Here is a 24,731-nt window from a genome sequence, read left to right as displayed (position 1 = left end):
GCATGGCAGTCATACATATTGATGGAACCACTGTCGAAGTAGATAGCGCAGACAACTTACTACAAGCCTGCTTATCACTCGGCATTGATGTGCCGTATTTTTGCTATCATCCAGCCCTAGGCTCAGTAGGCTCGTGCCGTCAGTGCGCGGTCAAGCAATTCCAGAATAAAGACGATATGGAAGCAGGTCGTGGTCGTCTCGTCATGTCATGTATGGTCGCCCCTGGCGATGACATGTACATCTCTGTGACTGACGATGAAGCCAAAGCATTCCGCAAGTCGATGGTTGAGCTACTCATGACCAACCATCCACATGACTGTCCAACCTGTGAAGAGGGTGGACATTGTCATTTGCAAGACATGACTTATATGTCAGGTCATAGCCGTCGTCGCTATCGCTTTACCAAACGCACGCATCAAAACCAAGAGCTTGGTCCATTCATCGCGCATGAAATGAACCGCTGTATCGCTTGCTATCGTTGTGTACGTTTTTACAAAGACTACGCAGGCGGCGAAGATTTGGGTGTTTATGGCTCAAACAACCGCGTGTATTTTGGTCGTGATAAAGATGGTCAGTTTGAAAGCGAATTTTCAGGCAACTTAACCGAAGTGTGTCCAACTGGGGTATTCACTGACAAAACGCATTCTGATCGCTACAACCGTAAATGGGACATGCAGTATGCGCCAAGCATCTGTCATGGTTGCTCAGCGGGCTGTAATACCTCACCGGGCGAGCGTTATGGTGAATTGCGCCGTATCGAAAACCGCTACAACGGCGACGTAAACCGCTATTTCTTATGTGACCGTGGCCGCTTTGGTTATGGTTATGTCAACCGCGCTGATCGTCCAACCCAAGCGCTTGAACGTATCAATGATAAGCATGTCAAAATCAATATTGACTACGCACTTGATGAAACCATCAAACGTATCAAAGATAAAAAAGTTATCGGGATTGGCTCACCACGTGCCAGTTTAGAGACCAACTTTGCGCTAAAAAATCTGGTTGGATTTGATAACTTTTCAACCGGCCTCAATCATCAGCAGCAAGCACTGGTCAATAAGTGCATCGAAGTGCTTAGCACTGAAGGCATTTATAACCCTAGCATGACTGATATCGAGACGCATGATGCAGTGCTCGTATTAGGTGAAGATATCACGCAAACGTCATCACGTGTCGCGCTGTCAGTACGTCAAGCCGCAAAAAATGAAGGTTTGAAAATGGCAGCGGCGCTGCAAACGCAACCTTGGCTTGCTGAACCCGTCAAACGTATCGCTCAAGATGCGCTAAGCCCAGTCTATGTCATCGATGTAACCCAAACCAAGCTAGAAGACATCAGTAAAGTGAGCGTAGTGGCAACCCCTGAAGACATCACTAAACTTGGCTTCAAAGTCGCTGATGAGATTGCGAGCTTCGCTGATGACTTAGCAGACATAGCAGATCCACAAGCAGCTGAACAAAATGCTGATGTTAGTACTGAGACTGATGGTATGCAAGCGTTGGCCAAACAAATCGCTTATGACTTGATTCAAGCTGATAAGCCGTTAGTTGTCTCGGGTAGCAGCTTATCTTCTACCGCATTGATAGAAGCAGCAGCACAGATTACCCAAGCGTTGACCCAAAAACGTGCAGCAATCAAAGCGACTGAGCAGCAGCAAGTTGAGGCACATAATGCCAAAGTACAGGCAGCGCAAGCGAAAGCGGCTAATGACCAACCTGAAGAAGACCAAGATTTATCTGCTAAGCCAAACAAACCGGAAACGGGCGTAAATACAGAAGCGCAGGATAATGTCGAACGCCCACCTGCTGAAAACCTTGAGTTAAAAGAAGTGAACGCACAGTATCAGGCACAAGCAGGTATCTATCTAACGGTTCCTGATGCCAATAGCATGGGCGTTTGTATGCTTGGCGGTCAGTCAGTTGAAGAGCTGCTAGCCTCTGATTACGATGTGGTTGTGGTTGCAGAAAACCAGCTAACAGATGCGATTGATGCCAATAAACTCACGCAGCTACTGACTGATAAAACGGTCATTGCGTTAGATCATCAGCTGCTTGATTGGCATAAGGACGTCGATATCGTACTGCCAGCGGCTAGCTTTGCAGAAGCGGATGGCACATTGATATCAGCTGAAGGTCGTGCGCAGCGTTTCTTCCAAGTTTATGATAACGAATACTACCATCCGATGAGCAGTATTAAAGAAGGCTGGCGCTGGATACATGCTGTGCATAGCAGTATTGAAGGTCGTGATGTCGACTGGACGCAGCTAGATGATGTTATCAATGCATTGATTGCCACCCATCCTAAACTTGCAGGTATCAAAGGCGCTGCGCCTGAAGCGGACTACCGTATGACTGGTCTGAAAATCGCGCGTCAACCGCGCCGTTACTCAGGTCGTACTGCTATGCGTGCGCCAATCTCAGTGCATGAGCCGATGCAGCCAAAAGATTTGGACACTGGTTTGACCTTCTCAATGGAAGGTTATAGCGGTAAAGAAGCACCAAGCTCGATGATTCCTTTTGCCAATGCGGCAGGTTGGAACTCACCACAAGCATGGAACAAATACCAAGACAAAGTCGGCGGACATCTGAAAAATGGTGATCCAGGGGTGCGTTTGTTCGATCAGCTAGAGCGCCTAGCCACTCGTCAATATGTGGCGCCAGAAGCCATGTCTTCGAATACAACTGACCTACAGCAAGGCCAAGCGAAGCTAGTACCGATTCATAATATCTATGCCAGCTCAATGATGGCATCACGTAGCCCAATCGTCGCAGAGCAGCTGCCAGTTGCAGCATGGCGTATCGGTATAGATGATGCCAAAGACTGGAATATTGCTGCTGGTGATTACTTGGCGATTGAAATTGATAAGCAACAAATCACCTTGCCAGTACAGCTGGTTGGTTATTTGGCAGAAGGCTGTATCGGTTACCCAGTCGGGCAGGTGAGTATTATTCACCCATCAATGCCAGCGTCGGTACGTAAAGTAGACGCACCAGTAACGATGATGGGTAGCATGGCTAACGATATGATGAACAATAACGACACAGCGCAAATGAACGCAGCGCCGACCACCACACAGGAGGTGTAATATGCAAGTTACCCGTATTATCCCTGATGTGCCAAGCTTTTTGGCGGGTAGCATGAGCTTTGATACTTGGTCTATTCTGTTTTTGGTGGGTCAATCGCTAGTCATCTTTTTGGTCGTGGTATTGGTTGCCGCAATGATGATTGTCTATGAGCGCCGCATGCTGGCATTATGGCAAGATCGTTATGGTCCAAACCGTGTTGGGCCTTTTGGTTCGTTGCAGTTAGTCGCTGACATGCTCAAAATCTTTTTTAAAGAAGATTGGACACCAAACTTTACTGATAAGTTTATGTTCACCTTGGCACCTGCGGTCGCAATGTTCACGGCACTGGCTTCATTTGCCATTATTCCTATCTCGCCAACACTTGGCGTGGTTGATTGGGATATTGGTATTTTGTTTTTCTTTGCCATGGCGGGTATTGCTGTTTACGCCGTGATGTTCGGTGGTTGGGCATCTGCTAACAAATTCTCGCTACTCGGTGGTTTGCGCTCAGCTGCACAGACGATCAGTTACGAAGTGTTTTTAGGTTTGTCGTTGATGGGCGTTGTTGCACTGACAGGTTCATTTAACTTACGCGCCATTGTTGAGTCACAAGTCGACGGCTGGTATATCATTCCGCAGTTTTTTGGGTTTTTAACCTTTGTGGTCGCGGGTGTGGCGGTTACGCACAGACATCCATTTGACCAACCAGAAGCAGAGCAAGAACTGGCTGAAGGCTATCATGTCGAATATTCGGGCATGAAGTTTGGTATGTTCTTCATTGGTGAGTATGTCAACGTTGTCTTGATTTCTGCCTTGATGACTTGCTTGTTCTTTGGCGGTTGGCTTGCGCCGTTCAATTTAGATATCCCATTTATTCCACCAGTTTTTTGGTTCATGATTAAAACGCTGTTCTTTATGACCATGTTTATTTTGGCTCGAGGCTCACTCATGCGTCCGCGTTATGATCAGGTGATGAACTTTGGCTGGAAAGTATGTCTGCCAGTAACGCTGATTAATCTATTAATCACTGCTGCGGTCATTTTGATCTTTTCCCCAACGTTATAGTCATTACTAGCCATCACTGATGAACTAGGGTAAAGCTGATAAGGATAATAATCCCATGTTTACTACCATAAAAAAGACCGTCATTGGTATATTTACCATTGTCCGCAGCATGTGGATGGTCAATAGTCATGCACTCAGACCGCGTGACACCATCCTTTATCCTGAAGAGCCGGTACCTGTGCCGCCGCGTTTTCGTGGACGTATTGTCCTTACGCGTGATCCTGATGGAGACGAGCGCTGCGTGGCTTGTAACTTGTGTGCGGTGGCATGTCCGGTAGGGTGTATCTCATTACAAAAAGCCGAGCGTGAAGATGGACGCTGGTATCCAGAGTTTTTTCGAATTAACTTCTCACGCTGTATCTTTTGTGGATTGTGTGAAGAAGCCTGTCCAACGACAGCGATTCAAATGACCCCAGATTTTGAGCTGGGTGAATATAAGCGCCAAGATTTGGTCTATGAAAAAGAGCATTTGCTCATTTCAGGACCAGGTAAATACCCTGATTATAACTATTATCGTGTGACAGGTATGGCGGTAGCAGATAAACCAAAAGGTGCAGCACAAAACGAGTCTGCACCGATTGATCTAAGGAGCTTGCTACCATGATGAATATTTTGAACCATCCTGAACTGGCTGGGTTTTATTCACTGGCGGCAGTGGCGATATTTGCCAGTCTGCGCGTCGTGACTCAGGCCAATCCAGTGCATGCTATCTTATCGATGATTGTATCGTTGCTGGCAATTGCTGGGATATTCTTTGTATTAGGAGCGCCGTTTGCAGGTGCGCTAGAGATTGTTGTTTATGCTGGTGCCATTATGGTGCTATTTGTTTTTGTTATCATGATGCTGAACTTGGGCATGAGTAATGAAGAGCGCGAAGAGCGTTGGCTCGATGCTGGTACTTGGGCGATACCGACAGGATTGACGATAATCGTTGCCGTTGTGCTCTATGCAATGATTGGTATGGGTCATGATGAAGCCGTTATGATGGGTGGCACGACTATCTCTGCCAAAGCAGTCGGTACGGTGCTATTTACCAAATATATCATGCTGGTTGAAATTGCAGCTTTGTTACTATTAGCGGCTTTGGTTGCCGCTTATCACTTAGGTAAAGAGTCGATTGATGAAGAGATCGTCGGTCATGCGAGTCAAGACGTTCAGCCAAGTGTAGGCAGTATCAAACAATATGACAATGACAGTGCGCTTACACAGCATGATGGCGTAGAAATGGCTAAGCCTTATGAATATAAAGATGTTGACCCGCATGACTATGTTGGTATGAAGGTAGGCATGAGAACAGGTGCGAACAAAGTGACGCGCAAGGAGGCAGACTAATGGTACTAGCAGCAAGCGTGGCACAAGAGGTGTCAAACGTGCCGTTTGCCCACGAGGTGGCAGGCTTAGTACAGCCAGTTGCTGAGGCGCAAAATGTACTGGGTATGATACCCATGAGCCATGGACTGATTTTGGCAGGTATTTTATTTGCTATTGGTCTGTGCGGCGTCATGGTACGACGTAACTTCTTATTTATGCTCATGAGTCTTGAGATCATGATGAATGCGGCAGCACTAGCATTTGTCGTGGCAGGTAGTCGCTGGGTCGATCCAGACGGGCAGATTATGTTTATCTTTATTTTGACCTTGGCCGCGGCTGAAGCGTCAATTGGTCTGGCAATATTATTGCGTTTTTATCATCAGCGTGGGCATCTCGATGTCGATAGCGCCAATGAGATGAAAGGATGATGTCATGAGTTTATTACCATTAACCTTTATATTCCCGCTCATTGGCTTTTTGATTTTAGCCTTTATGCGCGACAAATTATCAGAGACGGTCGCAGCGATTGTCGGCGTGGGTAGCATGCTGTTATCAGCATTATGTACGCTAGTCGTTAGCTATACCTTTTTGACTACCAATCCAGCTGGAACGGTAATTGAAGTTCCGCTATGGACATGGTTCCAAGTTGGCGACTTTGCGCCGCATTTTGGCTTGAGCTTTGACGGTTTGGCATTGACTATGACAGGCGTCATTACTGGGATTGGCTTTTTGATTCATCTGTTTGCCTCTTGGTATATGAAAGGCGACACTGGCTTTGCCCGTTTCTTTAGCTATATGAACTTGTTCGTTGCCAGCATGCTGTTACTGGTACTCGCAGATGATTTGTTCTTGCTATATCTTGGCTGGGAAGGCGTGGGTATCTGTTCGTACTTATTGATTGGTTATTATTACCATGACAGAGCCAACGGTCGCGCCGCGATGAAAGCCTTTACCGTCACGCGTGTCGGTGATGTGTTCTTAGCCTTTGGTTTGTTCTTATTATTCCGCGAATTCGGTACGCTTAATATTCAAGAGATTATTACGCGCGCACCAGAAGTGTTCGATGTAAATAACCCAACGATGATGCTTACCACGATGATGTTGGTTGGCGGCGCGATGGGTAAATCAGCGCAGTTGCCACTACACACATGGCTTGCTGATGCGATGGCAGGTCCAACACCCGTATCGGCATTGATTCACGCGGCAACAATGGTAACGGCTGGCGTTTATCTGATTGCCCGCTTGCATCCATTGTTTGAGTTGACCCCAGGCATCTTATTATATTGGGTTGGCGGCGTCGGGGCATTGACGTTGGTCGTTGCTGGATTCTGTGCGCTCGCGCAAACAGACATTAAACGTATCCTTGCGTATTCAACCATGAGTCAAATTGGCTATATGTTCTTAGCGCTTGGCGTGGGTGCGTGGCAAGGGGCAATCTTCCATTTGATGACCCATGCTTTCTTTAAAGCATTGCTATTCTTATCATCAGGTGCGGTTATTCTTGCGGTACATCACGAGCAAGATATCTTTAAGATGGGCGGTCTGCGTAAAAAGATACCATTGGTATTTTGGTGTTATATCATTGGTGGCGGTGCACTCGCTGCGATACCTTGGGTTACCGTTGGTTTTTATTCTAAAGAAGCGATTCTTTGGGAAACTTATGCCACAGGTCACTTAGTACTATTCTATATGGGTGTGTTCGGCGCATTCTTAACCGCAATCTATACGTTCCGTATGATTTGGATCATATTCTTCGGTGAAGAAAAAACCCATGCGCACAAGCTATCAGGGGTGTCGTACTGGTTACCTTTGACGGTATTACTTGTATTGTCTACCGCTGTTGGTGCATGGATTACGCCGCCACTACAAGGTGTATTGCCAGAGAGCGTGGGTCATCTATTAGAAGTCGCGGGTCAAGACCATGCTAAGCACACCGCAGAGTATATCGCGATGGGTGCGATGGTGGCCGGTTTGATATTGGCAGCACTATTATATGTCGTCAATAAAGGTCGCATGCTCATGAGCTTTAAGCGCTCACGTATTGGCGGGGCGCTATATCATTGGTGCTATCACGGTCTAGGTTTTGATGCGCTATACGATATAATTTTTGTAAAACCCTTTTTGTTCATCGGCCGCTTATTAAAAGCCGACCCTATCGATAAAACGTGGTATATCTTGCCTAAGCTGGCTTCGGCAGGTAATAAAGTATTGTCTGCGACGCAAACAGGGTCTCTTCGAGGTTATGCCACAAGCTTTGGCTTGGGTATGGCTGTATTGCTGGTGCTGGTAATGATAACGGTGGTGTAAAGATGATGGAGTTACAACAAACGTGGATGCTGCCAGCATTAATCGCAATTCCTTTTATTGCAGGATTGCTATGCTGGTTGGTGGAGCGATTTAATAAACGTCTGCCGCGCTGGATTGCCTTGATCGGTATGATGTTGACCTTTGCTTTGTCATTAGTACTTTGGCAGCAGGGTGATTTTAGCGGTATGAGTAAGCAGGTCATCGCGCCAGATGCTGCCGTGCCTTGGGTCGCTGAATTTAGTGTGCCGTGGATACCGAGCTTTGGTATTAGCTTTCACTTGGCGCTAGATGGTTTGTCACTGCTGATGGTAGCCTTAACAGGCTTGCTTGGTGTGGCAGCTGTTGCCTGTTCGTGGAATGAGATTCAGCGCCGCGTTGGCTTTTTCCACCTAAACTTGCTATGGAGTTTGGGCGGCGTTATCGGGGTTTTCTTAGCGATTGATCTGTTCTTATTCTTCTTCTTTTGGGAGATGATGCTGGTTCCTATCTATTTCTTGATCGCGCTTTGGGGTCATGATGTGGTTGGCAAAACCAAAGAATACGCCGCAACCAAATTCTTTATCTATACCCAAGCGTCTGGGCTTATCATGCTCATCGGTATTTTGGTATTGGTCATTATCAGCTACGCACAAACTGGGGTGGTCAGCTTTAACTATAATGACTTGCTCGGTACGTCACTTGGCGGCTGGGAATATCCCATCATGCTGTGCTTCTTCATTGGTTTTGCGGTGAAGTTGCCTATTGTACCTTTTCATGGCTGGTTGCCAGATGCGCATGCGCAGGCACCAACGGCAGGTTCGGTGGATTTGGCAGGTGTGCTCATTAAAACTGCTGCCTATGGTTTGATTCGTTTTGTCTTACCATTATTTCCAGCCGCGTCACAAGAGTTTGCACCGATTGCGATAACCTTAGGTACGATTGGTATCTTCTACGGTGCTTGGCTCGCGTTTATGCAGACCGACATGAAGCGTTTGCTAGCGTATACCAGTGTCTCGCACATGGGCTTTGTGGTACTAGCAATCTATGCTGGAACATTACTCAGCTTACAAGGTCTGATGATTCAGATGCTTGCGCACGGGCTTAGCTCGGCGGCACTATTTATCATGGCAGGGCAGCTATATGAGCGTCTGCATACACGTGATTTGACCTTGATGGGTGGTATGTGGGGACAGTTCCGTTACTACGCACCGATCTTGATGTTCTTCTGTGCGGCGCTGCTTGGTATTCCAGGTACAGGTAACTTCATTGGCGAGTTCATGATTTTGTTTGGCTCCTTTGCTCAGTATCCTGTGTTTGTGGTATTTGCGACATTCAGCTTAGTGTTTGCAGGTCTATACTCACTTATTTTGATTCATCGCGCGTTATTTGGTGAAAACAACATCGCTGCATTGGCAGAGCGAGAGACTAAGTCACATGGTTTGCCTGCACGTCGATTAAAAGATTTGGGCAAGCGCGAGCTGTCATTGCTATTGATGTTAGCGGCTGGTTTGGTATGGCTCGGTTTATATCCACAGCCGTTCCTTGATACCTCAAGTCACGCGATGCAGTGGATCAACAATGCATATATATACAGTCAAGTGACACAGGTAGATGCGTCGCAACTGCTTGATGTAATGGAGGCACGTTAAGTCATGAATGAGATTACAATGAATGATTTGATAGGGCTTGTGCCTTACGCGCCGATTATCGCCGTAGTGATTACGGTACTCGTGGTGATGATTGCCATCACTATCAAGCGCTCGCATATGGTTACTGGTACAATCACCGTAGTCGGTTTGAATATTGCTCTGGTTACGTTACTTGGGCAAATGACGGGCTTTATTGAAAGCGGTGCTATTGCGCCAAATGCTGAGCAGTTATTTGTGATTGATAACTTTGCTCAGTTCAATATGGTGATAGTTCTAGTTTGTGCCTTGGCGTGTTGTACGCTATCCTATGCGTACTTGGCCGATCTAAAAGACAATAAAGAAGAGCTATACTTGCTCATGCTGCTATCGACCATTGGTGCATTACTCATGGTAAGTGCGCAGCATATGGCATCATTCTTTATGAGTCTTGAGATGCTGTCAGTGCCTTTATATGGTTTGCTCGCTTATACTTATATGCGTAACCGCTCGCTTGAGTCAGGACTAAAATATCTAGTATTGTCGGCGACAGCGTCAGCGACTTTACTCATGGGTATGGCCTTTATCTATGCAGAAGTAGGCTCGTTGGCATTTAAGCCAATCAGCATGGTATTGGGTAATATTTTTGAATCGCCACTGCTGATATTGGGTGCGGCGATGATGATGTTTGGTATCGCCTTTAAACTCTCGGCTGCTCCCTTTCATATGTGGACACCAGATGTTTATGAAGGCGCGCCTGTCCCTATTGCGACCTTTTTGGCGTCTGTCTCAAAAGTTGCCATGATGGCGCTGGCGGTTCGATTCTTAATCGATACCTCTTTATTAGCATTGCCATCGGTGCAAATGTTATTAATGGTGATGGCAACCTTGTCTATCTTGGTAGGTAACTTGTTGGCTGTGCGTCAGACCAGCCTCAAACGTCTATTGGGTTATTCATCCATTGCCCATATGGGTTATGTGATGATCGTTATCGTCAGTATTGGCGCTGCTGCTGATAGCATTTCTAGTATGTATATGGCGGTGTATGCCTTTACGTCTATCGGTGCCTTTGGTGTGGTGACATTGATGTCGAGTCCATATCGCCTATCTGGTGAGGCCGATGAGTTGACACATTATCAAGGGCTATTCTGGCGTCGTCCAGTATTGACGGCTGTGATGACTATCATGATGCTGTCGCTGGCTGGTATTCCATTGACCGCAGGCTTTATCACCAAGCTATTTGCGATATTGGCTGCTGTACAAGGAACCAACTGGTTCTTAGCAGCGATGATTATCCTAGGTAGTGCGATTGGTCTATTCTACTACTTGCGCGTGTTACTCACACTGTTCAAGCGTCCTAAGCAGTTCATCGAGTTTGACGTGTCCGGACAATGGGGTATTCGTACCGGCGGTATTATGGTTATTGCGGTGACGGCCATTATCCTGTTCTTTGGTATTTTGCCAAATAGTATGATCGAATGGGCAAGCTTAGCTCGTATTTGGTAGATTCAATGATTTATGCGATAAGATAAGCCATTTGTTGCTTATCTGTTGTTACGGTTAAAAAACCAAGATGCGCCCGCTTTATGATAAGCTTGGCGCATCTTTTTTTGCTTAATTTTTGTCTTTGGCAAACTTATCTTATAAAAATACCATTTAATAAAATATGAGTGATGAACAGTTATGAGTGATAATATTCAAACGGTAACGGTGCTCAGCAAAACCACATGGACGCCAAATTTATTTAGCTTTACCGTCAGCCGTCCTGATAGTTTTAAGTTTACTGCCGGACAGTTTGTGCGCTTGGGCGTCAATCCGAGTCAATTAAAATATTACCAACAGGTTGAGGCAAGTGATGAAGCATTGAATGAAGATATCTTTCGAGCGTATTCGATTGTGTCTTCGCCATTCGATGAGGTGCTAGAGTTTTTCTCCATTGTGATTCCTGATGGTGCCTTTACCTCACAGCTGCAACATCTACAAGTGGGCGATGAGTTACTGCTTAATACCATGCCATTTGGATTCTTAACGTTAGCGCGTTATCAAAAACCATTGCCAAAGGATTTGTGGCTGCTCGCGACAGGGACTGGTCTTGCACCATTTTTGTCGATGCTACAAGACCTAAAGACATGGGAAGATTACGAGCATATCGTGCTAGCCTATAGCGCACGCTCGACGGATGAGCTTGCGTACGTTGAGCAAATCGAGCGCTTGCAAGACGATTTTGGCTCGCTGGTTGATAATCCTGCAAAGCTGATCTTTATTCCTATCGTCACCCGAGAGACTGTCGACGGCGCGTTATCAGAGCGTCTGCCAAAGCTGTTATTAGAAGGCACGTTGCAAGCGCGTGCGGGTATCGATTTGGATGTCGATACGACGCATGTCATGCTATGTGGTAACCCAGATATGGTAGATGATACCAAAGAGGCATTAAAGACATTGGGTCTGGTCATGAATCGACGCGGTGAGGGTAATATCGCTGTTGAGAACTATTGGTAGGGGCAGTTGACGATTGTCTCATTTAATAAAAAACGCTGCACCTATCAGGCTAACAACCTGTGAGATGTAGCGTTTTTTATGGAGACATCGTTTATGGATCGTTATTCTTGGCTGGGTTCGGTGGCATCGTCTACAGGGTTGATGGGGCCTTGCATCAATTGCGGCTCATCATCGTCGCTAATGATATCTTCGTTATTGCTTGAGGCCAATAAGTCACGGTAGTTAATCTGCGCCTTCAAAACCATTTGCTCTTCTTCAAGCTTTCCATAGTTGACCTGTACTTTATACAACGTACTCATGATCTTTTTGTTGTTTTTTAGCCAGCGGTTAATATCGAGGTAAATCACTTCATCTTTTGGGCGAGCAATATTGACGTAGGAGAGAATAAAGCCCAATGGGTCTTTTTTGAGGACGCTATGATAAAACCAAATAGCAAGCTTGATCCCTTGGCGCTTAACAAAAGACTCGCAGCGTAGATTTAATATATCGGTATACGTCTGCTGACCAAACACAAAACGTTGGACATTACGATCGAGCTGCACATGTATCAAACTAAAGTTACTGGCCACTTCAGCGTAAATACCGCCAGCATCAACCGTACAGTATAAGCGAAACCAGTCATCATGCATTTCAACGCGCAGCTCTAGTATGGCTTTTACATTATCCGTCACAAAGCTTTGTAGCGCCTCGTTGACGTATTTTTGTGCGACTGGTAGGGATATCTCATCTTCGAGTTTGTCTGTCGTTTTATGATAGATGTCTTTAACCGATTGAGCGATACGCTCCCAACCACTATCAAGTGACTCGTCAAAACGATAGCCGATGTTCTCAAAGAACTCGTCAAAACTGTCTGAATTATTCACGTTATCAAAGTCGCTCAAACTTATTATCCTTATAATTATAGGGCTTAGCATTACCATTCTAAAACAGTATATAACAAATACCGTGGCTTCAAAATGGACACATGCGTTTTATGACAATTCATTTGATATCATAAAGACGATATCTGTTTTATAACATTTTTAGTGATAGGGATTTGTTTTAAGTAGATGAAAGGTTGTAAACACTGACTGATTAGCGCCATCTCTCGACACTATCGGTTGGGCTAGCGACATAGTTTTATGTCATGTTATGATAGCGCCGACATATATCGTGCATATCACTACATGCTCATTTATAAATCATACGCCTTACCTATCAGCTGAGACCCATTGTGGCCTATATCAAAGACTCACAGAGCTACCATTTTTCGGCGCAGCCTCCCAAGCGTGATGTGAGCTTACCTGTAGCGATTGTCATTGCGGTCGCCATACACGTATTGATTATTTTTGGCATCAGCTTTTCGATGGGTAAAGACCCTGCGGCCATGATGCAAGATGTGGCAAAGGCGCTCACCGATAATATGAAGCCAAACGAAGACGCGCATTTTATTGCCAACGCCTCACAAGAAGGCGGCGGCACCATAGATGAGCGGCTGAGACAAGAGAATGACCAAGTGAGTCCATTGTCTGCTGAGCAAATGAGCGAGACACAAGACGTCATCAATCTACAGCGCCAAGTTCGACAGCAGCGCTATCAAGAGAGCTATCTGCGCACCACGTTAAGCTGGCGTCGGGCGAGCGTAGAGTCGGATAATGATAGCAAACAAGCACAAGATGACATCATGGCACAAGAAGCGCGTCTGCGTAAGCAAATCGCTACTTTAGAAGCGCAATTGTCTCAACGTCAGCAAGTCTATGCGACCAAATCCAAAGTGGTCACTATGGATAGTAACTCGACCACGCGCGGGGCAGCAGCTGACTATATCAATACCTTCCGTGAGCATGTCGAGCGTGTCGGCAATCTGCATTATCCTGTGCAAGCACGGGCGCAAGGCATTACGGGTGAAGTGCGGCTCATGGTCATCATTAGTAATAATGGCAATATCAAAGCCATTCGTCTGCTAGAAAGCTCAAATTCGACGATACTGGATGAGGCCGCAAAACAGTCAGTACGACAAGCAGCACCTTTTGGACAATTTACCAAAGAGATGAGTGATATTGTCGAGTTACGACTGATACGTACTTATCGCTATAGCGACGAAGTGGATGTTACCTACTAACGCCACAAAACGAAAACTACAAAACTAAAGCGATAAAAAATCAGTGACACGATAAATAAACATAGAATATCAACGAATACGTCATAATATTTGACGACAATAATTAAGATTAATCCGCAATTAAGATTAATCGACACCCAAATTTATAACACACCGCTATCGAGTAAAGAGTTAGTATGGAATTTTTAGGTTTTACAGTAGATGTTGCAACGCTCACCAGCAATGCATTAGAGATAGTCATCAAGGTGGCTTTGGCAATACTTATATTTATCGTTGGGCGCTGGCTTGCCAAAAAAGCCGTCGACTTTTTTGGCCGTCTCATGGCGCGTAGTCATTTAGATGAAACAGTCTCTGGCTTTTTAAGCCGTCTGTTGTATGGCGTGCTATTGGTTGTCGTAGTCTTAGCCGCACTTAGCAAAGTTGGCGTACAGACCACCTCGGTCGTTGCTATCTTGGGCGGTGCCGCGGTTGCAGTTGGTTTGTCACTAAAGGATCAATTATCAAATTTTGCCGCTGGCATTATGATCGTGACTTTTCGCCCATTTGTACGCGGTGATTATGTGCAAATCAGCAGCTATACGGGTACAGTGACCGAGATTACCTTGGTCAACACGCATCTAACGACCATTAACAATCATGACATCATTATTCCTAACAGCGACATCACAACCTCAGCGGTGGTCAACTATACAGCACTACCCAATCGCCGCGTCGATATCACCGTGGGCATTGGCTATGATGCAGATATCAAAACGGCCAAAGATCTGATGCTGAGCCTCGCCAGAAATAACCCGTTGTCTTTCACCGATCCTGAGCCTATTGTACGAGTGACCAATCTTGGTGACAATTCAGTTGATTTGACATTGAACGTGTGGACAACCAATGCTGACTGGTGGACCATGCAGTGCCAGTTGCTTGAGCAGTTCAAACACGCATTGGATGATGAGAATATTGAGATTCCATTCCCGCAGCGCAGTATCCATGTCAAAGGCTTGGATCAAATGATCAATCAAATGGGTCAAGCACAAAAGCTGCCGACCACTAAAGATTGATTAAGACCGAATCAAAGATAAGGGTTTGGTAGGTTTAGGCCTGCCAAAATCTCAATCTCAAAGCGCTCCATCTCATCTTGCTCGGCCTCTCCGAGCTCATGATCAAAACCCAGTAGGTGCAGCACGCCATGTATCAGTAAATGACTGATGTGCTGTGCCACGGTTTTGTCTTGCTCTTGTGCCTCACGTACCATGACCTCATGACAGATAATAAGCTCACCAAGAGACAGTGTTGGCATTAGTCCGATGATGGCGACAGGCAACTCACTTGGATAAGACAAAATATTGGTCGCATAGTCCTTACCGCGTGCCTCTAAATTGAGGGCTTGGCCTTCGATTTCATCTGTAATATATATATCCAAGGTTTTAGGTTTTTCTTGCCACAGCTCAGAACCGATATCTGCAAAGTAGGGTAGTGTCAGACCTTCATTGATGCGCGCGTTCATATAATCTAAAGTTGCCATCATGACAGATAATAGATACTTACGATCATAAAACGTATCAAGCGTCTCATCATCGATACTATCGGCTGCATTAATATCCAGTGCTACCAAGCTGTCATCATCATTAGTGGTACTATGATCTTGGTGGCTATTATTACTGTCAAATTGGTTCATATCGGTGTCCTGTTTTATTATAAATGGGCGTGTTTAGTTGGCTATACTCAATCTAGACCATGCCTCACCCAAGTAATGCTAAACCTAAGCAATCTCTGCCAAGAAAAAACCGGACTACTTTAGTAATCCGGTTTTTCTATGCAATATAAATCTTTATAGTAAATTGTTCTAGCGTTATTATAGTTGATCCAATTTAAGAGCGGTACAAGGCAACCGAGTGCAGATGTATATGTCATACTTCAAGCGAAGTTAACGCTATAACGCTTTTATAGTGGATTGACTATATTATAGTTTGGCAGCAGCATTAGCCACAGCTTGTCTACGTTCTTGTTCTTTGATACGTTCAAACTTACGTTTTTCTTCTAGAGCCATTTGCGCTTCATCGTACACGTCATACGCTTCAACGATTTGTTGTACCAACTGATGGCGTACCACGTCTTTTGAATCAAATTTGGTGATATGAATCTCTTCGATGTCTTTTAAGATCTCCATCGCTTGCGCGAGACCTGACTTATGACCGCGCGGCAAATCGACCTGCGTGATGTCGCCAGTAATCACAGCCCGTGAGCCAAAGCCCAAACGTGTCAAAAACATTTTCATCTGTTCAGGCGTGGTGTTCTGTGCTTCATCCAAAATGACAAAGGAGTTATTGAGCGTACGACCACGCATATACGCAAGCGGGGCGATTTCGATGATTTGTTTTTCGATCATCTTGCCAACTTTCTCAAAACCTATCATCTCATAGAGCGCGTCATACAATGGACGCAAGTAAGGATCAATTTTTTGCGTCAAATCACCAGGCAAGAAGCCTAGTTTTTCGCCAGCTTCTACAGCTGGACGCACGAGCAAGATACGCTCAATCTCGTTACGTTCTAGCATATCGACTGCACAAGCGACCGCAAGATAGGTTTTACCAGTACCAGCAGGGCCAATACCGAACGACACATCAGAGCTTAAGACGTTTTTTACATAGCGCTGCTGGTTGCCACCGCGCGGTATGATGCGACCTTTGCGCGTACGCAGACTGACGGGCGTAAACTCATTGGCCTCATCTGATTCTGCATCCTCGATATCATCATCCTGCTCATCGTCGTCCATATCCTCATCACGCGAGATGCTAGATTGGATAATCAGATGCAGCTCTTCTGCGCTGATATCCTTGGTGTTTTGGGCTTCATCGACCATCTTGTAGATGATGCGCTCACCGCGCTCGACAGCGGTCACATCGCCACTTAAGCAAAAATCGCCTTGGCGTTGCATGATTTTGATATCGAGGCGTTCTTGGATGTATTTCATGTGATTGTTATATTCACCAAGCACGGTTTTGAGCTGTGCTGGCGTTAGGGATTCAAACTTTATACGGCGGCTCATGGTATCAGTCAAGCGATTATCCTTGTATTGTATGCCCGGCGCTGTGATTTCATTTTGATAGCGTCACGGGTTTCAGAGATAAAGTAGTTAGTAGCGTTATATGGGTGTTGAGTAGTTATAGTAGATACTAAAAATGACGGTAATATTATTGTTGGTTTTGTAGAAGATAATAAATAAAAGTCTTGCCTTCATTATGGTAGAGAATTTTTAAAATTCAAGCGATACATTGAGCAGATAACGTTGTTTTTGTATGTCGATTGCAATCAACATACAGGCCTACTCCAAATCGAGTCAACAGCATGTCTATTAAGTTCATTTATCAGTTAGATAACATCATCAGGGAAAAGTAACGCTCGCATTGAGATATTGATAAGTTGAGTTTTTACCGATATAAACCTTCTTGCGATGAGGATGGACGAACGATTTGTCTACGGTTAAGAGCGCAGCATGATAGGCAATTTGTGGTAATCTATGAGCGATATTACAGCACTTTACGATTGAGTCAGAAGCGGCCTTTACCAGATAAAGGCTATCCAATAAAACGACTATCAATCGCTAAAGACGTGTCTGCCCAACAATTATAATAGGAACAACAACGATGCAAGAGACAGGTTCACCTTTATCCAATTCTAAAAGCCTACCTGAAAGAAGAGAAGCAATCACCGACCAGCAAGTGCTTATCGTCGGTGGCGGTCATGTCGGTTTGTCTTTTGCCTTACTACTGGCGCATCACGGCATTGCTAGCACGCTATTAGAAAAAAACCGTTATCCAACCATCAGTCCGACCGATGACCGTACGCGCAGTCATTATTTGGACAGTCGTAATACAGCGTTATCTCGGCGTACGGTACAGATCTATCAAGAGATTGGATTGTGGGATGAATTGCAAAGCCATGCGTGCCGAATTGATAGCGTGCAGATTAGCGAGCAAGGTAGCTTTGGTCGCGCACAGCTCAACAAAGCCGAGGAGAAAGTAGAGTCTTTTGGACAAGTCATTGAAAACGCGTGGCTCGGGCGTAAGCTTTTATTAGCCGCGCAGCAGTCGCCACTTATTACCTTGATTGATAATGCCAGTGTCAACGCCGTTGCCCAACAAGCGGATGGCGTGATGCTGAGCTTTAGCAACGATGACGCAGCAGAAAACGAGCAACAGCTACAAGCCAGCGTGTTAGTCGCTTGTGATGGGCGCGATTCTACGGTACGTCAGTTGTTAAATATCGGCACCACAACCTATGACTATCAGCAAACCGCTATCGTTGGTGTGGTAGAGACCGATAGACCGCATGAGCATGTCGCCATTGAGCGCTTTAGTCCAGCAGGGCCGCTAGCTGTGCTGCCACTGACAGATCCAGAGGGCGACGGCAATGATAAATATCAACACGGTTATAGACGATCTGTGGTTTGGGTCTGTCCAACAGGTGAAGAAACCAAATATCTAGAAGACGACGCGCATTTCTTGCAGACGCTACAGCAAGCGTTTGGACAACGCGCTGGCAAATTCGTTGCTGCTGGTCGCCGCGGCGCGTATCCGTTATCGCGTGTGCTAGCAGATAAGCAGGTCGAGGGTCGCTGCGTTATCATGGGCAATGCCGCTCATACTTTGCATCCTGTCGCGGGTCAAGGCTTTAATCTTTGTATGCGAGATGCTCATGTATTGGCGCAAATGATGAGCGCACAAGTGCTCAAAGGCGAGGACATCGGTAATGCACAACTACTAAAGCGCTATGAAAAAGCGCGTCAAACGGATCAAAAGCGGGTGATTCGATTCTGTGATGCCGTGGTACATGGCTTCACGCATCCTAATCCCGCCATTAAGTTTGTACGTAATATGGCATTACTGGCCTTTGATAAATTGCCAAACATTAAGCCATTGGTGGCAACCTACGCGATGGGTTTAAAGTCATAGCGCTATAGTTAATCCTCTTTAAAAGAGTGACAGCGTTAACCTCGCTTGCAGTATTGCCTATACATCTGCACTCGGTTGCCTTGTCTCTCTTTTAAACTGAATCAACTATATGTAATTGAGATTGATAATAAGTATTCTAATATTGAGCAATATTGAGAGACACCTTATGAAAAACAATCATACGCTGATTATCGGTGGCGGTATCGTTGGGGCGACGCTCGCGCTAAAGCTTGCGCAGCACAAAATGCCAGTGACCTTGGTTGATGCCCGTCCTGCTCGAGATGAGTCTGCATGGCAAGCGGTGCTAAGCAAACGTGACGCGCGTGTCTATGCGCTTAGTTTGGCGAGTATTAACCTGCTTACAGAGGTTGGCGCGTGGCAACACATTACCGCATCCAAGCGTAAAGCCGACTATTCACAAATGCAGGTTTGGCAGTTGAACGGCATGGGCGAGCTATTATTTGGTGATAGTCATGACCAGAGCGCTGCGCCTGAGATACTCGGTAGTATGGTGGAGCCAGCCGTTATTGAGCACGCCTTATGGCAGCGTCTGTCTGAGGAGGATGTCAGCGACTATCTGACGGTTATCGCTGGGCATAAAGTGGTCAATATGGACTGGCTAGGCGCGCAGCAAGGCTACCGTGTGACCTTGGATGATGGAACAGCGATTGACGCGCGTCTGTTAGTTGGGGCTGATGGTCGTGGCTCGTTTGTGCGTCGTCAAGCAGGGATTGGACTTGATACGCTTGATTACAATCAAACCGCGATTTGCTGTGCGATTCAAACAGAGAAACCACATCAAGCGACTGCTCGTCAAGCCATGTTGCCAACGGGGACGCTAGCGCTCTTGCCGCTAGCGGATATTACTGATGACGATAAGGCAAATCCACAACATTGGCAATCTATCGTATGGACCTTGCCGCGCAATCAGGCATTGGCATTGATAGAGGAAGACGACCGCTTTATCGCAGATAAACTCGCAGCGGCAAGTCATTACGAGCTGGGTGCTATAAAGCAGATTGAGTCCATCGCCAGTTTTCCTTTAGCAGCACAACAAGCAAAAAACTACGTCGCTGATAACTTGGTACTCATCGGTGATGCCGCCCATGGCGTGCATCCGCTAGCAGGCCAAGGGTTGAACCTCGGTATGCTAGATGTAAAAGTGTTGTGTGAGCAGTTGATGCATGACTTTACCCGTAGTGGCGGCACGCTGTGGGGCAGTAATCAAACGCTGCGTCATTATGAGCGCTCGCGTCGTCCGCATAATAGCCTGATGATGCACAGCTTTTCGGCACTGAATTGGTTGTTTGCAGGGTCGCTTGCACAAACTCGTCCTATGCAGCAACTGCGTAGCGAAGGCATGTACCGCGTTGGCAAGATTAAACCTTTAATGCGGCTGTTTGCGAAGCAGGCTAGTGGGGTTTAGTTTGCTTGTTCTTAGTGACACAGAGTTAGTGGCATAGCATGAGTATAAGTATGACCTATCATAACCAGTAAGGCATTCACTATGACAAAGTTTAAGAAAACAAAATTCTCTACTGCCTTATGGATGATAGGAGCTGTGGTAATAGCAGGCTGCCAATCAGTGACTCCAGTCACAAGTAACATAGCACAAGAGGTTTTAAAGCCCTCCATTTGCGTGGTTGAACCGCCACCTGTTGATGAAAATGGCAAACCTATGCCAGTAGATTTGGACGATACATTGTCTATGGAGTTACGAGTATTTTTTGATAAAGATAGTGCCGAATTAAAGGAACAATATACTCCGGAATTAAATAAGATCATAGCGTTCGCGGATCGCTGTTCTAACCTGACTTTTTTTGTCCAAGGGCATACCTCCAAAATTGAACAGCAAGCCATTGACGAGAAAGCTCTACATCTCAAAGGCTCGTCTCAGCCACTGGACTTTATCTCATTAGCGAGTGCTCGTGCACAAAGTATCAAAAATTATTTGGTTAATCTTGACCTGCCAGCGTATAGAATTCGCACCTTTGATTGTAGCGCTAATAATCCTATTGCTCCTAATGATACCGAGGAGGGAGCTATTATGAATCAGCGAGCGTTCGGTTGGATATCAGCGCGAGATAGGTATGATCAAATGTTACTCGAATGCAGAGAGTTTTAAAGGAAAAATATTATGAAAACTCAATTGGGAAATGCATTTTTAATTTTGGTAAGTGCTTTGGCGTTATCAGCCTGCCAAACATCTGTTTCACAAAATCAAGCAACTCAAAATATTAATGCTCCAGTTGCTAAAGTTATTTTAGATAGCGACGGTGATGGCGTACTTGATGCTATGGACGAATGCCCAAGGACGCCACATAATATGGTAATAGATGAAAGAGGCTGTCCGCACTCCTTACTTTTTGCTGAAAATGAATTCAGAATGGAAGCTAGAGCCTATTATGATGAAAATAGCAGTGAGATAAAAAGTGAGTATTATGAACAGCTAGATAACGCAGGCAAGAAAATGCAAGATCATTTGGACGCTATCATGCGTGTTGAAGGGCATATATCCAAGCGTGAAGACAGTCGCGGCAACCAAACACTATCAAGATACCGTGTAGAAGGAATCAAAAATTATATCGTTATGAAATACAATATAGATCCCGCTCGTATCGAAACGTCCTATTATGGATCGGAGCGACCGATTGCGCCTAATGATGCTGAAAACAGTTGGCTCAATCAGCGTATTTATGTGCTTATTAGCAATGTTGAATAGTGTATTCAGCGTTTGAAAATTAAAAAAGTAAATTTATCAAATGCTACCCCAAAGCCGAAAACACCACCATCAGTACGGGCGAGATGATATTAATCAAAAAGCCAAAGCTAATTGCCAGTGGCACGACCTTGAGACCGCCTGATTGCTGAATAATCGGTAAGGTAAAATCGAGACTCGTCGCGCCGCCAAGCCCCACCGCAGCAGAAGGATATTTGCGCATAAATACAGGAATGAATAGCAGCGCAAAAAATTCCCGTATCAAATCATTAAATAGCGCGACACTGCCCCATACCGCGCCGTAAGCATCAGTCATGACAATCGCGGATAGTGAATACCAACCAAACCCTGATGCCATAGCCAAGCCTTTCGTCCACGACACATCGGTAAATAGTAAGGCAAACACAAGCCCACCAACCAACACCGATAGCGTAAAAATAACGCTCATCTCGACGCCGCGCTTATTGAGCATGACTTCTTTTAAGGTAATGCCTGAGCCTTTGAGACCGATACCGACCAGCAAAATCAAAATCATCAGCATGACCGTCATAGAGTTTTCAGGCGGCATATAACCTGCCGGTAAAAAATAACCAATCACCATGCCAATCACGACACAAACCACTTGTGCCAAGCTACCGCGGATACTGACGCGGTGCTCTTTAGATTTGACGCTTGGTTTTTTGGCATGCCATGGTCGTACATGATCAAATACCATCAGTGCAAACAATCCTGTGCCAATCGTCAATATGGATAAGACAGTCACGTACAGTGCAATTTCGCCAACTTGATTACCCAGCCCTTCTACCTGTGATAGCTCAATACCGATCAGTGCCAAGATAAGATAGACTAAATAAGACAAGCCTGTATCGGCTAGTTTGGTCATGGTTGGGTTAGACGGAATGGCAAAGCCAATAAACATTGGCATCAAGACCAAAACGAGGGTAATTAGGCTTTGCATGGTGGTCAGCTCGCAGCGATTTTAACAAGACATTTTAGGAAGCTTGCGATTGTACCATAACCCTGACCGAATACTAAAAACCCACTAGGTAGCCTACATTGATTGATATTTTGTGAGCTGATAGGACTTGCGACAAGTCAATCAATCTCTGCTATTGGCTGACTTTTTCTAGAACGTTGATGTGCACACTGCTCCGTCAAGCAATCAACGTTTTCCACATATTGTTTAGCGTTTTCGATATATTTATAGATTGAGCAGAGGAGATATGTTGCTGATATGGCTCACGCTGCGGCTCAACCACACTTGCCCGAGGTATATCCGATAGCTTTGGATAATCATGGCGATAATGTCCGCCGCGACTCTCCATACGCTGATAAGCAGACTGAATAATTAAGGTCGCTAAAGCAAGCTGTCTGGTTAATTGAAAATATGCCAGCTCATGTATGTTCGTGGGGCTGTCATTTTTAATGATATTTTGTTGTCCAAGCTCAGTACTGGCAAGCGAAACTTGCCACTTTTGTATTTGGGTTAATGCTTGTTCTAATTGTCCCGCGCTACGGGTGATACCCATGTTAGTGGTCATGAGCACTTTTAGTGCGGCAGTGATTTTGGTCATGTCCGCCTCAGCGCCAGATAGCTTGTCATCATTGTCATATTCGGACGCTGTAAATAACGTATCAGTCAAAATAATTGACTGCGCATCTGTGAGCGTAGGCACTGACCAAGATTCAATGACGGATTGATTTATGTCACGATAAGCATCATTACCTATCTTCTCTGCGTTTGCTAAACGGGTGACATACTGAGGCAAATGGTCTGCGATATTACGACCAACCACCACGCACTCCAACAACGAATTACTTGCTAAGCGGTTCGCCCCATGTAGCCCTGTATAAGCGACTTCACCAGCCGCATAAAGTCCTGGTACATCCGTCAATCCATTGGCATCAGTCACCACACCGCCACAGCTATAATGCGCAGTCGGGGCAACTGGAATAGGATCTGTCGTGATATCAATCCCGAGCGTTAATAGCGTTTGGTAAATCTGCGGGAAATGCGCTTTTATAAAGTCAGTGGCTAAGTGACTGACATCAAGATGCACGTAGCCAAGCCCGTTGTTATCAATCTGCGCGGCTATCGCCCGAGCGACGATATCGCGCGGTGCCAATTCAGCACGGGCATCCACGTCCAACATAAAGCGGACACCCGTCTTTGGACAATATAACCGTCCACCTTCACCGCGCAGTGCCTCAGATATCAAAAAGCTGCTGTCATCTAGCGCTAAGCCTGTTGGGTGAAACTGAATGAACTCCAAGTTTGCCAAGCGGCAGCCTGCTTGCCATGCCATCATCACGCCATCACCGACGCAGACGTTAGGCGCGCTGGCACGCTTGAATAATTGACCTAAGCCGCCACTAGCCAGTACCACTGCACGACTATGAAAGGTGAGCGGGCGCCCATTGATATGATCAAAGACAAGCACCCCTCGGCAATGCTTAGCATCGCTATTATCTGTAAAAAAAGGCTTGTCGCTCGCTATAGGCAGTGTCAGTAACTCAAGCGCTTCATGATAAGGCAAAATAGTGATATTGGTAGCAGCTTGCGCTTTGATGGTTAATGCGTCCATCACGTGTCGACCCGTCGCATCGTCCGCATGGGCGACGCGTCTACAGCCGTGACCGCCTTCTTTTGTTAAATGCAAGTCGCTAGTCTGTAACTGAGAAAATTCCTGTGCGCTTGTATTATCCAAAGCGTTAGGTGAGTTCTGCGTAAAAGGGACACCTTGCGCGCATAGCCACTGAACCGCTTGCTGTCCTGCACCCAAGATACGGGCAGTATTATCGGGTGTGCAAAGCCCGGCACCAGCCACTAAGGTATCAGCAACATGGTCAGACACAGAGTCATCTTTGTCTAGACTAGCGGCAATGCCACCTTGAGCATAGTGACTTGAGCAAACCTCAAGTGCCGCTTTACTCAAAACCGTGATATTCAGTGACTTTGGTAGCGATAACGCTGTACTCAAGCCTGCCAGTCCAGCGCCAATGATAAGGACGTCAGTGTTGACAATATGGCTCATGCGACTACTCCTACAGTTATCAGGAATACAGTTATCAGGGATGGTGGTACGGGTTTGATTGGCTGAGCGCGGCTGACTCAT

General features: G+C 45.8%; 19 protein-coding genes and 1 pseudogene. 15 read left to right on the top strand and 5 right to left on the bottom strand.

Annotation, left to right across the window (positions count from 1 at the left end):
* Positions 1-2: 2 nt before the first annotated feature.
* The 9 genes and pseudogenes from nuoG to PSBA01_RS01895 all read left to right on the top strand — a co-directional run bounded on the left by nuoG (position 3) and on the right by PSBA01_RS01895 (position 11,849).
* Positions 3-3,083: an NADH-quinone oxidoreductase subunit NuoG gene (gene nuoG / locus PSBA01_RS01935; RefSeq protein WP_186474910.1), complete on the top strand. Its 3,081-nt coding sequence runs from the start codon at positions 3-5 to the stop codon at positions 3,081-3,083.
* Positions 3,084-3,135: 52 nt separating this feature from the next.
* The gene (nuoH, locus tag PSBA01_RS01930) at positions 3,136-4,128 is read left to right on the top strand and encodes an NADH-quinone oxidoreductase subunit NuoH (RefSeq protein ID WP_186475404.1); all 993 of its coding nucleotides are present in this window, start codon (positions 3,136-3,138) and stop codon (positions 4,126-4,128) included.
* A gap of 55 nt (positions 4,129-4,183) precedes the next feature.
* Positions 4,184-4,732, top strand: a complete 549-nt coding sequence (gene nuoI / locus PSBA01_RS01925) for an NADH-quinone oxidoreductase subunit NuoI (protein WP_010198902.1) — start codon at positions 4,184-4,186, stop codon at positions 4,730-4,732.
* A pseudogene (nuoJ, locus tag PSBA01_RS01920) lies at positions 4,729-5,271 on the top strand (NADH-quinone oxidoreductase subunit J); the annotation flags it as partial. The gene nuoI and the pseudogene nuoJ, both read left to right, overlap by 4 nt.
* Positions 5,272-5,558: 287 nt before the next feature.
* A complete protein-coding gene (nuoK, locus tag PSBA01_RS01915; protein ID WP_025653102.1) occupies positions 5,559-5,867 on the top strand; it encodes an NADH-quinone oxidoreductase subunit NuoK in 309 nt (102 codons plus the stop codon).
* Between the two features lie 4 nt (positions 5,868-5,871).
* Positions 5,872-7,746: an NADH-quinone oxidoreductase subunit L gene (nuoL, locus tag PSBA01_RS01910; RefSeq protein WP_186474908.1), complete on the top strand. Its 1,875-nt coding sequence runs from the start codon at positions 5,872-5,874 to the stop codon at positions 7,744-7,746.
* A 5-nt stretch (positions 7,747-7,751) separates the two neighbouring features.
* Entirely contained in the window at positions 7,752-9,374 is a 1,623-nt protein-coding gene (gene nuoM / locus PSBA01_RS01905; protein WP_186475403.1) for an NADH-quinone oxidoreductase subunit M, read from the top strand.
* 3 nt (positions 9,375-9,377) lie between these two features.
* Complete coding sequence (nuoN, locus tag PSBA01_RS01900) at positions 9,378-10,856, top strand: NADH-quinone oxidoreductase subunit NuoN (protein WP_071003293.1); 1,479 nt, start codon at positions 9,378-9,380, stop codon at positions 10,854-10,856.
* Between the two features lie 177 nt (positions 10,857-11,033).
* On the top strand, positions 11,034-11,849 hold the full coding sequence (locus tag PSBA01_RS01895; protein WP_075106358.1) for a ferredoxin--NADP reductase: 816 nt from the start codon (positions 11,034-11,036) through the stop codon (positions 11,847-11,849).
* A 101-nt stretch (positions 11,850-11,950) separates the two neighbouring features.
* On the opposite strand, the gene PSBA01_RS01890 is transcribed toward PSBA01_RS01895, so the two are convergent.
* Positions 11,951-12,730: a hypothetical protein gene (locus tag PSBA01_RS01890; RefSeq protein WP_227674292.1), complete on the bottom strand. Its 780-nt coding sequence runs from the start codon at positions 12,728-12,730 to the stop codon at positions 11,951-11,953.
* 332 nt (positions 12,731-13,062) lie between these two features.
* Between PSBA01_RS01890 and PSBA01_RS01885 the strand changes: the two genes are divergently transcribed.
* Positions 13,063-13,950, top strand: coding sequence for an energy transducer TonB (locus PSBA01_RS01885; protein ID WP_186474906.1), 888 nt, complete (start codon positions 13,063-13,065; stop codon positions 13,948-13,950).
* 176 nt (positions 13,951-14,126) lie between these two features.
* Entirely contained in the window at positions 14,127-15,002 is an 876-nt protein-coding gene (locus PSBA01_RS01880) for a mechanosensitive ion channel family protein (protein WP_071003298.1), read from the top strand.
* A gap of 11 nt (positions 15,003-15,013) precedes the next feature.
* Here PSBA01_RS01880 and ybeY read toward each other — a convergent pair whose 3' ends face one another.
* Positions 15,014-15,619 carry an rRNA maturation RNase YbeY gene (ybeY, locus tag PSBA01_RS01875; protein ID WP_186474905.1) on the bottom strand — a complete coding sequence of 202 codons (606 nt, stop codon included), beginning with the start codon at positions 15,617-15,619 and terminating at the stop codon, positions 15,014-15,016.
* Positions 15,620-15,904: 285 nt separating this feature from the next.
* A complete protein-coding gene (locus tag PSBA01_RS01870; RefSeq protein WP_186475402.1) occupies positions 15,905-16,990 on the bottom strand; it encodes a PhoH family protein in 1,086 nt (361 codons plus the stop codon).
* Positions 16,991-17,588: 598 nt separating this feature from the next.
* On the opposite strand from PSBA01_RS01870, the gene PSBA01_RS01865 reads away from it, so the two are divergent.
* The 4 genes from PSBA01_RS01865 (at position 17,589) to PSBA01_RS01850 (ending at position 21,618) form a co-directional block, all read left to right on the top strand.
* Positions 17,589-18,896, top strand: coding sequence for a UbiH/UbiF/VisC/COQ6 family ubiquinone biosynthesis hydroxylase (locus PSBA01_RS01865; protein WP_186474904.1), 1,308 nt, complete (start codon positions 17,589-17,591; stop codon positions 18,894-18,896).
* A gap of 166 nt (positions 18,897-19,062) precedes the next feature.
* Entirely contained in the window at positions 19,063-20,322 is a 1,260-nt protein-coding gene (locus PSBA01_RS01860; protein ID WP_186474903.1) for an FAD-dependent oxidoreductase, read from the top strand.
* A gap of 81 nt (positions 20,323-20,403) precedes the next feature.
* Positions 20,404-21,021: an OmpA family protein gene (locus PSBA01_RS01855; RefSeq protein ID WP_186474902.1), complete on the top strand. Its 618-nt coding sequence runs from the start codon at positions 20,404-20,406 to the stop codon at positions 21,019-21,021.
* 12 nt (positions 21,022-21,033) lie between these two features.
* A complete protein-coding gene (locus PSBA01_RS01850) occupies positions 21,034-21,618 on the top strand; it encodes an OmpA family protein (RefSeq protein ID WP_186474901.1) in 585 nt (194 codons plus the stop codon).
* A 43-nt stretch (positions 21,619-21,661) separates the two neighbouring features.
* Here PSBA01_RS01850 and PSBA01_RS01845 read toward each other — a convergent pair whose 3' ends face one another.
* Together PSBA01_RS01845 and nadB are read right to left on the bottom strand one after the other, a co-directional pair.
* Positions 21,662-22,573: a lysine exporter LysO family protein gene (locus PSBA01_RS01845; protein ID WP_186474900.1), complete on the bottom strand. Its 912-nt coding sequence runs from the start codon at positions 22,571-22,573 to the stop codon at positions 21,662-21,664.
* A gap of 196 nt (positions 22,574-22,769) precedes the next feature.
* On the bottom strand, positions 22,770-24,731 hold the full coding sequence (gene nadB / locus PSBA01_RS01840) for an L-aspartate oxidase (protein WP_228724618.1): 1,962 nt from the start codon (positions 24,729-24,731) through the stop codon (positions 22,770-22,772).

Origin of the sequence: Psychrobacter sp. KCTC 72983, from assembly GCF_014280455.1 — a bacterium.
Classification (GTDB): domain Bacteria; phylum Pseudomonadota; class Gammaproteobacteria; order Pseudomonadales; family Moraxellaceae; genus Psychrobacter; species Psychrobacter pacificensis.
The sequence above is the reverse complement of the archived record's forward strand: the minus strand, read 5'-3'. Positions and strand labels throughout refer to the sequence as shown.

Excerpts from the sequence above, each read along its gene's own strand:
- nuoG (WP_186474910.1), top strand. The coding sequence starts at position 3 with ATGGCAGTCATACATATTGATGGAACCACTGTCGAAGTAGATAGCGCA.
- nuoH (WP_186475404.1), top strand. The coding sequence starts at position 3,136 with ATGAGCTTTGATACTTGGTCTATTCTGTTTTTGGTGGGTCAATCGCTA.
- nuoI (WP_010198902.1), top strand. The coding sequence starts at position 4,184 with ATGTTTACTACCATAAAAAAGACCGTCATTGGTATATTTACCATTGTC.
- nuoL (WP_186474908.1), top strand. The coding sequence starts at position 5,872 with ATGAGTTTATTACCATTAACCTTTATATTCCCGCTCATTGGCTTTTTG.
- nuoM (WP_186475403.1), top strand. The coding sequence starts at position 7,752 with ATGGAGTTACAACAAACGTGGATGCTGCCAGCATTAATCGCAATTCCT.
- nuoN (WP_071003293.1), top strand. The coding sequence starts at position 9,378 with ATGAATGAGATTACAATGAATGATTTGATAGGGCTTGTGCCTTACGCG.
- PSBA01_RS01895 (WP_075106358.1), top strand. The coding sequence starts at position 11,034 with ATGAGTGATAATATTCAAACGGTAACGGTGCTCAGCAAAACCACATGG.
- PSBA01_RS01880 (WP_071003298.1), top strand. The coding sequence starts at position 14,127 with ATGGAATTTTTAGGTTTTACAGTAGATGTTGCAACGCTCACCAGCAAT.
- ybeY (WP_186474905.1), bottom strand. The coding sequence starts at position 15,619 with ATGAACCAATTTGACAGTAATAATAGCCACCAAGATCATAGTACCACT.
- PSBA01_RS01870 (WP_186475402.1), bottom strand. The coding sequence starts at position 16,990 with ATGAGCCGCCGTATAAAGTTTGAATCCCTAACGCCAGCACAGCTCAAA.
- PSBA01_RS01865 (WP_186474904.1), top strand. The coding sequence starts at position 17,589 with ATGCAAGAGACAGGTTCACCTTTATCCAATTCTAAAAGCCTACCTGAA.
- PSBA01_RS01860 (WP_186474903.1), top strand. The coding sequence starts at position 19,063 with ATGAAAAACAATCATACGCTGATTATCGGTGGCGGTATCGTTGGGGCG.
- PSBA01_RS01855 (WP_186474902.1), top strand. The coding sequence starts at position 20,404 with ATGACAAAGTTTAAGAAAACAAAATTCTCTACTGCCTTATGGATGATA.
- PSBA01_RS01850 (WP_186474901.1), top strand. The coding sequence starts at position 21,034 with ATGAAAACTCAATTGGGAAATGCATTTTTAATTTTGGTAAGTGCTTTG.
- PSBA01_RS01845 (WP_186474900.1), bottom strand. The coding sequence starts at position 22,573 with ATGCAAAGCCTAATTACCCTCGTTTTGGTCTTGATGCCAATGTTTATT.
- nadB (WP_228724618.1), bottom strand. The coding sequence starts at position 24,731 with ATGAGTCAGCCGCGCTCAGCCAATCAAACCCGTACCACCATCCCTGAT.